At 73.8% G+C, this 14,067-nt stretch carries 13 protein-coding genes; 11 read left to right on the top strand and 2 right to left on the bottom strand.

Translation table 11 applies throughout. The annotated features are described in order from the left end of the window. The first annotated feature begins 71 nt into the window (after nucleotides 1-71). From QRN56_RS03510 to QRN56_RS03490, 5 genes are all read left to right on the top strand, one after another. Nucleotides 72-977: a hypothetical protein gene (locus QRN56_RS03510; protein ID WP_285101170.1), complete on the top strand. Its 906-nt coding sequence runs from the start codon at nucleotides 72-74 to the stop codon at nucleotides 975-977. Further along, nucleotides 974-2,287, top strand: coding sequence for an O-antigen ligase family protein (locus QRN56_RS03505; protein ID WP_285101168.1), 1,314 nt, complete (start codon nucleotides 974-976; stop codon nucleotides 2,285-2,287). The genes QRN56_RS03510 and QRN56_RS03505 overlap by 4 nt, the downstream gene beginning before the upstream one ends. A gap of 83 nt (nucleotides 2,288-2,370) precedes the next feature. Continuing rightward, complete coding sequence (locus tag QRN56_RS03500) at nucleotides 2,371-3,024, top strand: polysaccharide deacetylase family protein (protein WP_285101166.1); 654 nt, start codon at nucleotides 2,371-2,373, stop codon at nucleotides 3,022-3,024. Beyond that, complete coding sequence (locus QRN56_RS03495) at nucleotides 3,024-3,923, top strand: glycosyltransferase (protein ID WP_285101165.1); 900 nt, start codon at nucleotides 3,024-3,026, stop codon at nucleotides 3,921-3,923. Before QRN56_RS03500 ends, QRN56_RS03495 begins: the two co-directional genes overlap by 1 nt. Then, the gene (locus tag QRN56_RS03490) at nucleotides 3,920-4,756 is read left to right on the top strand and encodes a glycosyltransferase family 2 protein (RefSeq protein ID WP_285101164.1); all 837 of its coding nucleotides are present in this window, start codon (nucleotides 3,920-3,922) and stop codon (nucleotides 4,754-4,756) included. The genes QRN56_RS03495 and QRN56_RS03490 overlap by 4 nt, the downstream gene beginning before the upstream one ends. Nucleotides 4,757-4,795: 39 nt before the next feature. Here QRN56_RS03490 and QRN56_RS03485 read toward each other — a convergent pair whose 3' ends face one another. Continuing rightward, the gene (locus tag QRN56_RS03485) at nucleotides 4,796-5,776 is read right to left on the bottom strand and encodes a hypothetical protein (protein WP_285101163.1); all 981 of its coding nucleotides are present in this window, start codon (nucleotides 5,774-5,776) and stop codon (nucleotides 4,796-4,798) included. Nucleotides 5,777-5,808: 32 nt separating this feature from the next. After that, nucleotides 5,809-7,071, bottom strand: a complete 1,263-nt coding sequence (locus QRN56_RS03480; protein ID WP_285101162.1) for a glycosyltransferase family 4 protein — start codon at nucleotides 7,069-7,071, stop codon at nucleotides 5,809-5,811. Nucleotides 7,072-7,247: 176 nt separating this feature from the next. Here QRN56_RS03480 and QRN56_RS03475 point away from each other — a divergent pair, with 176 nt between their 5' ends. From QRN56_RS03475 to QRN56_RS03450, 6 genes are all read left to right on the top strand, one after another. Next, nucleotides 7,248-8,114 (top strand): hypothetical protein, encoded by an 867-nt coding sequence (locus tag QRN56_RS03475; protein WP_285101161.1) that lies wholly within the window; start codon nucleotides 7,248-7,250, stop codon nucleotides 8,112-8,114. A 248-nt stretch (nucleotides 8,115-8,362) separates the two neighbouring features. Continuing rightward, nucleotides 8,363-9,985 (top strand): acyl-CoA ligase (AMP-forming), exosortase A system-associated, encoded by a 1,623-nt coding sequence (locus tag QRN56_RS03470; RefSeq protein WP_285101160.1) that lies wholly within the window; start codon nucleotides 8,363-8,365, stop codon nucleotides 9,983-9,985. Further along, nucleotides 9,982-11,226 (top strand): pyridoxal-dependent decarboxylase, exosortase A system-associated, encoded by a 1,245-nt coding sequence (locus tag QRN56_RS03465; RefSeq protein ID WP_285101159.1) that lies wholly within the window; start codon nucleotides 9,982-9,984, stop codon nucleotides 11,224-11,226. The genes QRN56_RS03470 and QRN56_RS03465 overlap by 4 nt, the downstream gene beginning before the upstream one ends. A 45-nt stretch (nucleotides 11,227-11,271) precedes the next feature. Next, on the top strand, nucleotides 11,272-11,553 hold the full coding sequence (locus QRN56_RS03460) for an acyl carrier protein (RefSeq protein WP_285101158.1): 282 nt from the start codon (nucleotides 11,272-11,274) through the stop codon (nucleotides 11,551-11,553). 10 nt (nucleotides 11,554-11,563) lie between these two features. Beyond that, the gene (locus QRN56_RS03455) at nucleotides 11,564-12,196 is read left to right on the top strand and encodes an acyltransferase (protein WP_285101157.1); all 633 of its coding nucleotides are present in this window, start codon (nucleotides 11,564-11,566) and stop codon (nucleotides 12,194-12,196) included. A 414-nt stretch (nucleotides 12,197-12,610) separates the two neighbouring features. Next, nucleotides 12,611-14,065 (top strand): sugar transferase, encoded by a 1,455-nt coding sequence (locus tag QRN56_RS03450; protein WP_285101156.1) that lies wholly within the window; start codon nucleotides 12,611-12,613, stop codon nucleotides 14,063-14,065. Nucleotides 14,066-14,067 lie beyond the last annotated feature (2 nt).

Here is a 14,067-nt window from a genome sequence, read left to right as displayed (position 1 = left end):
CGTTCCTTTACCCGCCCTCGGCACGATACCTTTGTCGAGCGCGGCGTGATACGCCCGGAAAGGGTGAACAAATGTCATTCCTCGACGTGATTGCAGCTTTGGGCCGGCGGTGGATCGTCACCGTCGTGGGCCTGCTCGCGACCGCCGGCCTCGTGTACGGCGCGAGCACCATCGAGCCGCCGGTCTACACCGCCCGCGCGCTGGTCCTGCTGGTGCCGTCCGAGCAGGTCGTCGGCGAGGGCGGCAACCCGTTCCTGGCCCTCGGCGGGCTCGACCTGCCCGCCCGCGTGGTGGTCGCGTACTACGAGAGCGACGTGGCCAAGGAGCGGTTCAGCTCGGGCTCGGCCGACGCCGAGTACGTCGTGGCCATCGAGGAGTCGACCCGCGGCCCGGTGATCTCGGTCGACGTGACCGACGTCAGCCCCGCGGCCACCCTCGAGACCCTGGAGCTGCTCACCTCGTCGATCCCCGTCGAGCTGGAGCGCCTCCAGGAGGAGGTCGACGCCCCGAAGAACACCGTCGTCTCGACGCTGGTCCTCGCCAAGGACGAGCGGGCGAAGACGGACAACAGCGGCACGGTGCGCATGGTCATCGCCGCCGGCGGCATCGGGCTCGTGGCGACCGTGGTCGCGGCCGTGGCGGTCGACGGGCTGGTCCGCAGCCGGACGCGGGGACGCAGGCAGGCCGCTCCGGAGGGCCCCGGCGCGGACCCGGCCGTGCCGGCGCCGTCCGCAGCCGGTTCGTCGAGCTCGGGGCCCAAGCCGGCCGGGCCGAACCCGGACGCCAAGGCCGACGCCAAGCCGGCCAAGCCCGCGACCGTGCGGCTGCCCGCCGTGCGGCCGCCGTCGGTGCAGCCGCCGGCGAGCCGGCCGGCGGACGACCGGGCCCTGCCGTCCTGGCCCAACCTCCCGCTCGACTCACGTGACCGCCGCAGGGACGACGCGTCCGCCCGGGCCTCCTCCGCGGAGTCCCGGTGACCCAGGCCCGGCCTGCCGCCGTCCAGCGGCATGCCTCGCCGCCGCGGCCGGTGCCGCGGCGGCCGGTGCGGTTCGACGTCGTCACCTGGCTCTCGGTCTACCTGCTCCTGCTGTTCGCCGTGCCCTCCAAGCTGGTGATCGGGCCGCTCGGCAGCGCGGGCGCACCGTCGATGGCCGTCGGCCTCGCCAGCCTGCTGCTGTGGGTGCTCACCGGCGTAGGGGCCGCCCGCCCGAGGCTGAGCGGGCCTCGGCTGATCCGGGTCTCGCTCGCCCTGTTCCTGTTCAGCGTCGGGGTCACGTACGTCATCGCCATGTCCCGGCCCGTGGTGTCCAACGAGATGAGCCCCGCCGACGTCGCGATCCTGGCGCTGCTCGCCTGGTCCGGCGTGCTCCTGCTGGCGCACGACGGCATCACGTCGGCCGCCCGGCGCGACACGCTCGTGTGGCGGCTGGCCCTCGCGAGCGGAGCCCTGGCCGTGCTCGGGCTGGCACAGTTCGTGCTCGGCGAGCTGCTCGTGGACCGGCTCGCCCTGCCGGGCCTGACCCTCACGGCGCCCTACGAGCTCGGCGAGCGCAACGGCCTGATCCGCCCGCAGGGCACCGCGACCCACGCGATCGAGTACGGCGTGCTCGTGACCATGCTGCTGCCGCTGACCCTGCACGTCGGCTTCGAGCACACCGAGCGCAGGCCGCTGGTGCGGTGGGCACCCGCCGCGGCGACGCTCGTGCTGGTGCCCCTGTCGGGCTCCCGGTCCGCGTACGTGGGCGCCGCCATCGGCCTGGTCATCCTGCTCCTCGGCTGGAAGGGCTCCCGGCGCCGGATCATGCTCGGCGTGACCGCCGTCGGCGCCCTGGCGGGCCTGGTGGTCGCGCCGGGCATGCTGTCCTCGATCCTCGGCCTGTTCACCGGCGCGTCCGAGGACCCGAGCGTCACCTCCCGGACCGGCTCGTTCGACCTGGCGGGCGAGTTCATCGCGCGCGATCCCCTGTTCGGGCGTGGGCTCGGCACGTTCCTGCCCACCTATCGGATCTTCGACAACCAGTACCTCCTGCTGCTGGTGACCGTCGGGCTGGTGGGGACCGTCCTGTTCGTCGGCATCGGCGCGGCCACGGTCCGGGTGCTGGTGCGGGTCCGCAGGCGCAGCAGGGGCACCGACGCCCGGACCTACGACCTCGCCCTGGCCCTGATGGCCTCGGTGGTCGTCGGGTTCGTCAGCCTGCTCTTCTTCGACGCCTTCGCGTTCCCGATGACGATGGGCGCGCTCTTTCTCCTGGTCGGTGTCGCGGGTTCGCTGCGCGCCCAGGCATAGGTATGCCGCATACCGCGGGAATCACCCGGAGAATCACCCGGTAATGCATTCCGCGTCCGGGGGTCGTCGTTCACGATAAACAAATGATCAATCTCTGCTTTCACGGCATCGGGACGCCGCCGCACGACGCCCCGGCCGAGGAGGCCGCCTACTGGATCGGCACCGACACGTTTCGGCGCGTCCTCGACGTGGTCGCCGTCCGGCCGGACGTGCGGCTCAGCTTCGACGACGGCAACGAGTCCGACGTCGAGGTGGCGCTCCCGGAGCTGGTGGGGCGCGGGCGGACGGCCGACTTCTTCGTCATCGCCGGCCGCCTGGGCCACCCGGGCTCGCTGTCCGCCGGCGACGTGCGCGCGCTGCGCCGGTCCGGGATGGGCGTGGGGTCGCACGGCATGCACCACCGGGTCTGGCGCCGGCTGCGCCCGCCGGAGCTGCGGGAGGAGCTCGTCCTGGCCCGCGAGCGCCTGGAGGACGTGCTGGAGGAGCCGGTGCGCACGGCTGCCTGCCCGCTGGGCCGCTACGACCGGACCACCCTGACCGCGCTGCGCAGGCTGGGCTACACGCGGGTCTACACCAGCGACCGGGCGCTGGCCCGGCCGGGGTCCTGGCGGCAGGCCCGGTTCAGCCTCCGCGCGACCGACACGGCCGACGACGTCGCCGCCTGGCTGCGGCACGGGGACCGCTACAGCGTCCGCGCGGCGGACCGGGCCCGGACGTTCGTCAAGGGGCTGCGCTGATGGGGGCCGAGGTCGCCGCGGTGGTCGTGACCTACAACAGCGCACGGCACGTGGACGCGCTGCTCGACAGCCTGCCCGCGGCCTTCGGCGACGTCCCGTACACCACGGTGGTGGTCGACAACGGGTCCACGGACGAGACGCTCACGCTGCTGCGGCGCCGGGGCGACTGCTCCGTCGTGGAGAGCGTCAACGACGGCTACGGGGCGGGGATGAACAAGGCGGTGCGGTACGCGCCGGAGTCGGCCGCGATCCTCGTGCTCAACCCGGACGTGGAGCTCGACGCCGACGCCGTCCCGCGGATGCTCGGCGTGCTGCACCGGCCGGGGGTCGGCATCGTGGTGCCGCGCACGCGCGAGGAGGACGGGAGCCTGTCCCGGACCCTGCGCCGCACGCCCACCGTCGCCCGGGCCGGCGGGCTGAGCTTCACGCGCCTGCCGGCCTTCGCCGAGCGGATCGAGGACCCGCGGGCCTACACCACCGAGCACCCGGTGGACTGGGCCGTCGGCGCGATCTGGCTCGTGGACCGGGAGTGCTTCGACACCCTGGGCGGGTTCGACGAGTCGTTCTTCCTCTACTCCGAGGAGACGGACTTCGCGCTCCGCGCGCGGGACCGTGGCTGGCGTTCCGTCTACACGCCGACGGCGGGCGGCATGCACATCGGCGGTGGCTCGGGCACGAGCCACGAGACGCACACCATGCTGATGCTGAACCGGGTGCGACTGATCCGGCGCCGGCGCGGCACGCGCGCGGCCTGGATGTACTACGGGGTGACCCTGCTCGTGGAGCTCCGGCGCGGCCTGCTGGGCCACCGGGCGTCGTGGCCCACGCTGCGGGCGCTGGTCCGTCCGGCCCGGCGCCCGGCGGCGCTCGGCGCGAGCGACGAGGTGCTGCCGCGATGAGCGGGCCGGTGGCGTCCGTCGTCGTGCCCGCGCACGACGAGGAGCGCACGATCGGCCGTCTCCTGGACGCGCTGTGCGCAGAGCCGGGGCTGCTGGAGGTGGTGGTGGCCTGCAACGGGTGCATGGACGGGACGGCGGGCGTGGCCGCGGGGTATCCCGTGACCGTCCTCGACCTGCCCGAGCCCTCCAAGGCCCGCGCCCTGCGCGCGGCCGACCGGGTGGCCGGCACGTTCCCGCGGGTGTACCTGGACGCCGACGTCGAGATCACCGCCGACGGCGTGGCCCGGCTCGCGGCCGCGGTGGGCCCCGGGGGTGCCGCCGTCGCGGCGCCGTCGCGCACGATGCCCCGCACGGGGGTCACGCTGCTCGCGCGCTGGTACTACGACGTCTGGGAGGCGCTGCCCACCGTGCGCTCGGGCCTGTTCGGGCGCGGGGTGCTGGCCGTGTCCCGGGCCGCCGCCGGCCGGATCGCCCGACTGCCCGAGGTGATGGCCGACGACCTGGTGCTGTCCGAGGCGTTCGACCCGCACGAGCGCGTCGTGGTGGCGGACGTCGCCGTCGTCGTGCACCCGGCGCGCACCCTGCGCGACCTGGTGCGCCGCCGGGCGCGCGTGACCACCGGGAACGTCCAGGCGGACCGGGCTGGTCTCCGCGGCGCCGAGGCACGGACCTCGCTCGGCGACCTCCGGCGGGTGGTCCGGGAGCGGCCGGGCCTGGCGCTCAAGGTGCCCGTGTTCCTCGGCGTGGTGCTGGCCGGGCGGCTGCGCGCCCGCGCGGCGGTGCGCGCGGGCGACTTCACCACGTGGGAGCGGGACGCGAGCTCCCGGGTCTGACGAGGGTCTGACGGGCGGAGGGGCTGACGGCGGAGCTGCTCAGTTGCCGCTGCCGCCGCACTCGATCGGGTCCACCGGCGTGGTGCGGCCCTCCTTGTCGGCCGTCACGGTGTGCGCCTGCCAGGTCGTCAGGGCGGGGCACAGGACGTCGACGGGCCCGTAGCCCCAGGTGTCCTGCACCACCTGTAGGTTGCGCACGCTGCCCTCGGTGCCGGCGCGGAACGCGTAGCCGCCGCCCTCGACCAGGAGCCCGTCGACGGTCAGCGACGTGTTGCCCTGGCCGCTCGGGTAGAAGAACGGCGCCGTGCCGTAGCACTCGGCGGTCTCGCGCATGATGATCCGGGTGTTCCGTACGGTCACGCTGCCGCCGCCGTAGCCCTGGATGCCGTCGCCGTGCCAGTCGTTGCAGACGTCGGGCGGCACCACCCGGATGAACGAGTCCTCCACGACGACGTCGCCGCACTGCTTGGCGCCCACGCGGATGCCCTCGGGCACGCCGTCGATCACCACGTCGCGCACCGTGAACCCGCCGTTGCCGATCACCTGCAGGTCGCCGTCCCCCGTCCGGACGTCGCTCCGGACGAACTCGGACGACTCGACCACGAGGCCCGACCCGCACACCGGGCCGGCGTCGTTGACCACCCGGGAGCCGACGGCCTGCACGCGCCGCAGGGTCACGTTCTCGGCCTCGACGGAGATGATGCCATCCGTGATCCGCAGGTCACTGACGACCTCGCCCGGCTCGGTCAGGTGGAGGTCCCCCGTGTGGGTGCGCCGCGGCGTCCAGCCCTCGGGCAGACCCGCGGTCCCGGGCCCGGGGAACGTGGTGGGGACGGCGTCGTCGGCCGAGGTGGTGCCGTCGCCCACGGGTCCCCCCATGGCGGACGGCGCGGCCTGCCCCGCCGTCGGCCCGGACCCGGCAGGGTCGCGGTCCGGCGCCGTGGCGACGGTGGTGAGGACGGCGGCGACCAGCGCTCCGACTGCCCATCGGAGCGGAACCCACCAGGACGATCGGCCCATGCGAGTCATCCTGGCACGCCCGTCGTCCTCGCTCATCCTGTGGCCTGTGCCCCGGCCGCGGGCCGCGCCGCGGCGACCTGCTCGTAGAGCTCCACCATCCGGTCGACCCGCCGGTCCCACAGGTGCTCGGACACCGCGTGCTCGCGGGCGGCCTCGCCCATGCGCAGCCTCAGGTCCGGCTCCGTGACCAGCCGGCGCACCGCGGCTGCGACGTCGCGGGCGAGCTGCTCCGGCGAGTCGGCGGGCAGCAGGAACGCGCAGGCGTCGGTCACGTTCGCGCCCGGGCCGCCGCGGTCGCACACCACGAGGGGCAGCCCGTGCGACATCGCCTCGAGCGCGACGGCGCCGCCCGGCTCCCGGTAGCTCGGGAAGACGAAGACGTCGGCACGCTCGTAGAAGCGGTCGACCTCGGCGCGCGGCACCGCCCCGTGCAGCGTCACCCGATCGGTCAGCCCCAGCTCGCGCACCAGGTCGGCGCACGCCTCCCGGTCGTTGCCGTCCCCGACGACGTCGAGCACCACCGGCAGGTCGCGCAGCGCGGCCATGGCACGGATCACGTCGCGGGCGCCCTTGGTACGCACCAGCCGGCCGACGTGCAGCAGCCGCACCGGGCCGGAGCGGCCCCTGCGGTCGATCGGCGGCCGGACCGCGTGGAGGGCCACCTCGCGGAGGGTCTCGAACCGCCGCAGCCGCACGTCGCCGAGGACCTCCTGGACGTAGGGGGCGATCCCCACCACGCAGTCGGCGGACTCGTAGGTGGAGCGCAGGAGCGGGTCGTACCGCAGCCGCAGCCGGTCCAGCGCGCGCAGCCGCTGGTACCACGGGACCACCTCCTCCCGGGCGAACGCGGGCGGGGACTCCAGGCTGCCGCCGACCGGCCCGACCACCAGCGGGATGCCAAGCCCGACGACAGGGCACGGGTAGCGCATCGCCACGGGCGCCGGCTGGTGCGCCACGTCGAACCGTTCGCCCGCCGCGAGGCGGCCGCGGACCCAGCGCCGGGCCCGCACGTAGAACGGCACGTAGGCCGGCTGGAGCAGGCTGTTGAGCCGCTCCGCGCGGTGCACCAGCGGCGGCTCCGGCCACTCGACGACGCGCACGCCGGGAAGCTGCCGCGACGGCGGCACGTGGCCCTTCTTGTACGTGGACAGGAGCGTCACCGCGAACCGCTCGGACAGCAGCTGTGCCCACTGGTGGGCGAGCCACGACTCGCCCACGTCGTTGCCGTCGCACGCGGGTGCTACCAGCAGCACGCTGGCCACGCGGGAGGGTCCGACGGGTTCGTTGACAGCCACCCACCGATAGTGACTGCTGCCGCCCGTCGGACGCAGCCCCCGGCGGGGTGAGAACAGGGGTGAGAAATGCGCCTCCGGCAATCATTCGGGAATGACCGGATGAAATCAGGGGGCGCCGCCCCTTTCACCCCGGCCACCCCCGCCCGGGGACCCATTCCGGGGTCATACTCGCCGACGTGGCACATTCGAAAGATGTCGAGCTCGCTCCCGTCACGACGGACGACCTGCCGCGTGTGGGCGAATTCCTGAGCGTTTACCTCGACGATTCCCTCACCCCCGGGCAGTGGGCGCGGTCCCTGCGCCCCACCTGGACCACGAGTCACCCCGACCACGGGTTCCTGCTCACCTCCGAGGGCCGGGTCGTGGGCGTGTACGCGGCCCTCTACGCGGAGCCGGACGGCCCCGGCGGGCCGCGCGCCGTCTGCAACGTCGCGGCCTGGTGCGTGCTGGACGAGTACCGCCACCACTCGCTGCGGCTGCTGCGCGCCATGCTCGCCCAGCGCGACCGCGAGCTCACCGACCTGTCCCCCAGCGGCACGGTGGTGCCCCTGAACGAACGGCTCGGGTTCCACCACCTCGACACGGCGGGCGCGCTCGTGGTCAACCTCCCGCTGCCCTCGCCGGGCGTGCGCCTGCTGACGGGGCGGGCCGACATCGAGGCCGTGCTCTCCGGCGCTGACCTGGCCGCCTACCGCGACCACGCCGACTCGGCCGCCGCGCGGCACGTGGTGGCGGTCGTCGACGGGAAGCCGTGCTGGGTGGTGTTCCGCGCCGTCCGGCGCAAGCGGATGCGCCTGTTCGCCTCGGTGCTCCACGTGAGCGACCGCGAGCTGTTCCGCGCCGCCGCGCCCGCGGTGTACCGGCACATCCTGCTCGCGCACGGGCTGCCGTTCACGCTGCTGCAGAACCGGGTCAGCGGACCCCGCCCGTGGCACTCCGTGCCGCTGTCGGCGCAGCGGCCGACGATGTACCTGAGCCGCACCGGCCAGCCGCCGGAGTCGGTCAGCTACCTCTACAGCGAGCTGACCCAGGTGCCGTGGTGAGCGCCCGGCCGAGGTGAAACCGCCGTCGCGCGAGGCAATTCACCATTCCCTCACCGGCGGGCCGGGGATGAGTTTTGTTGTCCGCCCGGGAATTCACCTTACGCACCTGATACGAAGCGATTGGCCCCGCCGCCCGTACGGCACCCCGCGATCCTTTTTTCACCCATTCTGGGTTCACCCGCTTTTTGGCCCTATTCACCCGTCACCGACCTGACGAGAATCGTCGTTCGCGCTTTACCGTGATCTTCGTGACGACCATCCATCAGCACCTCGAGCAACAGGCGCGCCTGCGGCCCGGCGCCCCCGCGCTGTCGGCCCGGGACGCGACCCTGACGTACGCGCAGCTGTGGCAGGGCGTGCGCCGGGCGGCGGCGCGCCTCGCCGGTCTCGGCGTGGCCCGCCACGACCGGGTGGCCGTCTTCCTGGAGAAGAGGTTCGAGACGGTCGAGGCCCTGTGGGGGACCTCCGTGGCCGGCGGCGTCTTCGTCCCGGTCAACCCGCTCCTGAAGGGCAGGCAGGTCGCCCACGTCGTGCGCGACTCCGGCGCCCGGGTGCTCGTCACCTCGCCCGGCCGGCTGAGCGCCGTCCGCGACCACCTCGGCGACACCGCACTGACCACCGTGCTGCTCGTGGACCCGGCCGACGGCAGCGTGCGGGACGAGCTGCCCCGCCTGCCCGGCCTGACGGTGCAGCGCTGGGCCGGGGCGTCCGACGGCACGGTGCCCGACGACGCTGCGTCCGACGCCGAACCGGTGCCCGCCGACCCCGCGCCGTCCGGCCCCGACACCGACATCGCGGCGATCCTGTACACGTCCGGCAGCACCGGCGCCCCCAAGGGCGTGGTCCTGTCGCACCGCAACCTGGTCGTGGGCGCCACCAGCGTCTCCGGCTACCTGCACAACACGGCCGACGACGTGCTGCTCGCCGTGCTGCCGCTCAGCTTCGACGCCGGCCTCAGCCAGCTCACCACCGCCTTCGCCGTCGGCGCCCACGCGGTGCTGCTCGACTACCTGCTCCCCCGGAACGTCACCGCCGCGTGCGAGAAGTACGGCGTCACCGGCATCACCGGCGTGCCGCCCCTGTGGACGCAGCTCGCGGCCGTCGAGTGGCCGTCGGCCGCCCGCTTCGCGCTGCGCTACTTCGCCAACACCGGCGGGCACATGTCCGGCGCCCTCCTGCGCGAGCTGCGCGACCTGTTCCCCGCGGCCGCGCCGTACCTGATGTACGGGCTGACCGAGTCGTTCCGGTCCACCTACCTCGACCCGACGCAGGTCGACGCGCGCCCCGACTCGATCGGACGGGCGATCCCGAACGCGGAGGTGCTGGTGCTCCGCCCGGACGGCACTCCCTGCGCTCCCGACGAGCCGGGCGAGCTGGTCCACCGCGGCAGCCTGGTCGCGCTCGGCTACTGGAACGACCCGGAGCGGACGGCGGCGCGGTTCCGCCCCGTGCCCGGGTACGACGAGCCGTGGCGTGCCGTGCCGGAGCCCGCCGTGTGGTCGGGCGACACCGTGGTGCGCGACGCCGAGGGCTACCTGTACTTCGTGGGCCGCGCCGACGAGATGATCAAGACCTCCGGGTACCGCGTGAGCCCCACCGAGGTGGAGGAGGCGGCGCTGGCCACCGGCCTGGTGCGCGAGGCGGTCGCCGTCGGCGTGCCGGACGCCCGGCTGGGGCAGCGGATCGCGCTTGCCGTGCTGGCTCCGGAGCCCGTCGACACCGACCGGCTGCTCAAGGAGATGCGGCAGACGCTGCCCACCTTCATGCTGCCGGCGGAGGTCCACGTGGCCGCCGCGTTCCCCCGCAACCCCAACGGCAAGCTGGACCGCCCGGCGATCCGTGCGGGGCTGGTCGCGGAGGTGGCCGAGTGACCGCGCAGCCGCTGGTCGCGCCGCACCCCGCCGTGGCGGCCGTGCCCGTCTCGGGCGACGAGATCCTCGTGGGCGGGGTGCCCCTGACGCGCCTGGCCGCCCGGGTCGGGTCCACGCCGTTCTTCGCGTACGACCGGCAGCGCATCACCGACCGGGTCCGCGAGGTCAAGGCCGCGCTCGGCGACGCGGTGCGGCTCGGGTACGCCGTCAAGGCCAACCCCATGCCCGCCGTGGTGCAGCACCTGGCCGGCCTGGTCGACGCGCTCGACGTCGCCTCCGCGCACGAGATGCACACCGCCCTGGACACGGGGACCGACCCGCACCGGATCAGCTTCGCGGGTCCGGGCAAGACCCCCGAGGAGATCCGCTCGGCGGTCGCGGCGGGCGTGCTCGTCGAGCTCGAGTCGCAGACCGAGGCCCGGCGGGTCGTCGCGGCCGGGGACGCGCTCGGCGTCGTCCCCCGGGTGGCGATCCGCGTGAACCCCGACTTCGCGGTACGCGGCTCGGGGATGCGCATGTCCGGCGGCCCGCAGCAGTTCGGTGTGGACGCCGAGCAGGTCCCCGACCTGCTCCGGTACCTCGGCACGACCGGCGTCGACATGGTCGGGTTCCACGTCTTCGCGGGGTCCCAGAACCTCGACGCGGAGCTCATCGCCGGCGCGCAGCGCGCCACGGCCGACCTGGTCGTCGCGCTCGCCGAGCACGCGCCCGGGCCGGTGCGGTACGTGAACCTGGGCGGTGGCCTGGGCATCCCGTACTTCCCCAAAGACCGGCCCGTCGACCTCGCCCGCGTGGGCGAGAACCTCGCGGCCGTGGTCGCCGGGCAGATCGCCCCGGCGCTGCCCGACGCCGACGTGCACATCGAGCTGGGCCGCTACCTCGTGGGCGAGGCCGGCAGCTACGTGACCCGCGTGATCGACCGCAAGGTCTCCCGCGGCCGCACCTACCTGGTGGTCGACGGCGGCATGCACCACCAGCTCGCCGCGTCCGGGAACCTCGGGCAGGTGATCCGGCGCAACTACCCGGTCCTCGTCGGCAACAGGATGGCGTCGTCGGAGACCGAGCAGGCGACCGTCGTCGGCTGCCTCTGCACCCCGCTCGACCTGCTGGCCGACGACGTCCCCCTGCCCCGGGCGGAACCCGACGACCTCGTGGTCGTGCTCCAGGCGGGGGCCTACGGCCTCACCGCCAGCCCGACCGCCTTCCTGGGCCACCCGGCACCCGCCGAGGTCCTGGTCTGATGCCTGGCCCGAGGCCCGGCACCAACCCCTGACAGGAGAGACATGATGAGCAGCGACGTGACAGACGACGCCACCGGCGAGGTGACCCTCTCCGACGTGCTCGAGGTGCTCGGCAAGGTGCTCGGGATCGAGGACCGCGTGAGCACCTTCGACGCCGGCACCCCCCTCTTCGGCGACCTGCCCGAGCTCGACTCGCTGGCCGTCCTGGAGCTCGTGACCGCCCTCGAGGACCGGTTCGGGATCACCGTGGACGACGACGAGCTCGCCGGCGGGCTGCTGGAGACCGCGGGCAGCCTGCACGCGTTCGTCGGCGCGCGGGCGCGGTGACGGGAACGCCATGAACACCGGTGAGCAGGGGGCAGCGCGGGTCCTGGACACCGCGGACGTCGACGAGCGCGCCACGATCGGCGACGGCACCACCATCTGGCACCTGGCCCAGGTGCGCGAGGACGCCGTCGTGGGGTCCGGCTGCATCGTGGGGCGGGGCGCCTACGTAGGGCCCGGCGTGCGCGTCGGCGACGGCTGCAAGCTCCAGAACTACGCCCTCGTCTACGAGCCGGCGGTCCTGGAGGACGGCGTGTTCGTCGGCCCCGCCGCCGTGCTGACCAACGACCTCTACCCGCGGGCCATCACGCCCGACGGGACCGTCAAGACCACCGACGACTGGCAGGCCGTCGGCGTCACGATCCGCACCGGCGCCGCGATCGGCGCCCGGGCGGTGTGCGTGGCGCCGGTGACGGTCGGCCGCTGGGCGACCGTCGCGGCGGGTGCCGTCGTGACCGCCGACGTGCCGGACTTCGCGCTCGTGGCCGGGGTGCCGGCGAGGCGCATCCGCTGGGTCGGCCGTGCCGGCGTGCCGCTGGAGCGCACCACGGGGGACGGCTGGCGATGTCCCGTCACCGGGGACGAGTTCACGGAGACCGGCGGGACGCTCCGCGAAGCGCCGTCGAACGCTTCTTTTCGCCACTGAACGATGCTCAGTTATTTCTTTCCCAGCCCACCGTCTCACCCTTTCATCGAAAAGGGTGAAGTGACGGGTGAAGGCCTCGGAAAATGGCACCTGGGGCACGACAGAATACGGTGACCCTCATATTATCGTGATCAAGGAATAGCAACGAGAACCGGGCACACACAACGCCCCGAGGCTGCTGTTGCAAGGCCCGGACCACCACCCCCCGGCTCCACCAGGGCGCGTCGACGCGTCGCGATCGACTGCGCCCGAAACTCATTCCTGGCCAGAGGGAAGGAAGGAATCGACGTGGCGAGCCAGACGATAGGTGGCGGTTTCGAAATTCGCCCGCAGACCACCGAGAAAAGGGTGAAGAATGCGACGTCGCGCGGTTTTCACGACGTCCGCGCACGGCGCGCTCACCCGCAGTGGCAGGTGCGATATCGCGCACGGCTGCGCTACACGGACACGGCCGTCGTCCTCGCCTCGGTGATCCTCGCGTCGGTGCTCGACGCGACCCTCCTGTCCGGCTCCCCCGGGCACCCCGGACCGCTCCGGTCCCTCGCCGTGTCGGCCCTGGTGGCTGTGGTCTGGATCGGGGCGGTGGCCGCGCGCAGCTCGTACGACCTGCGGGTGGTGGGCCGCGACCACACGGAGTACCGGCGCATCTTCGGCGCCACCTGCACGGCGGTGAGCCTGCTCGTGCTCGCCGCCTGGCTCACCGGGTCGGTCGAGCCCCAGGACGTGCTGGCGCAGGCCGTGGTGCTGCCGCTCGGCCTCGCCGGGCTGATCGGCTCGCGCTACGCCTGGCGCCAGTGGGTGGCCCGCACGCGGCGACGCGGCACGGGCTGCATGACGCCCGTCCTGGTGGTGGGGCACCGTGAGCAGGCCGAGCGCGTGATCCGCCGGCTCAACGGCTCACCGCACAAGGGCTTCGTGGTGGTGGGCGCCTGCCTGCCGTCCGCCGAGACCCCGGCCGGTGAGACGGCCCCCGGCGGGACGCCGCCGCGCGACGGGCTGCCCGGCGACGAGGTGGGCGGCGTGCCGGTGCTCGGTGACCTGTCCCGCGTCGGCGAGGCCGCCGCCCTGGTCCGCGCGAGCGCCGTGGCGGTGAGCGCGTCCGGCAGCATCACCACGGACCTGGTGCGCCAGCTCGGCTGGCAGCTCGAACGGGTCGGCGTCGACCTCATGCTCACCACCGAGCTCGCCGACGTCTCGGCGGCCCGGATCAGCGTCTCCCCGGCGGCGGGCATCTCGCTGCTGCACGTGGCCGCGCCGCGGTTCCGGGGGCACAAGTTCCGCGTGAAACAGGGCATCGACTGGGTGCTCGCCGCCGCGATCACGGTGCTCGTGTCGCCGGTGCTGCTCGGCGTGGGGCTGGCCGTCGCGCTGACCAGCAAGGGCCCCCTGTTCTACCTGTCGGAGCGCGTGGGCCGGGACGGCAAGATCTTCCGGATGTTCAAGTTCCGCACCATGCGCGTGGGCGCCGACCGGGAGGTCAAGGCGCTGACCGCGGACAACGAGGCGGCGGGCCCCTTGTTCAAGATGCGCACCGACCCGCGCATCACCCGCGTGGGCCGGGTGCTGCGCCGGTACTCGCTCGACGAGCTGCCCCAGCTCCTCAACGTGCTCGTCGGCCACATGAGCCTCGTGGGGCCCCGGCCGGCCCTGCCGCACGAGGTCGCGGCGTACGAGGAGCGCATGCGGCGCCGGCTGCTGGTCAAGCCCGGGATGACGGGCATGTGGCAGGTCTCCGGCCGGTCCGACCTGCCCTGGGAGGAGGCGGTCCGCCTCGACGTCTACTACGCCGAGAACTGGACGCCGCTGCAGGACCTGGCGATCCTCGGGCAGACCGCCCGCGCCGTGGTCTCGGGTCGCGGAGCCTACTGAGG

Source organism: Promicromonospora sp. MEB111 (assembly GCF_030209445.1).
Lineage (GTDB): Bacteria > Actinomycetota > Actinomycetes > Actinomycetales > Cellulomonadaceae > Promicromonospora.
This window is presented reverse-complemented; position numbering and strand designations above follow the sequence as displayed.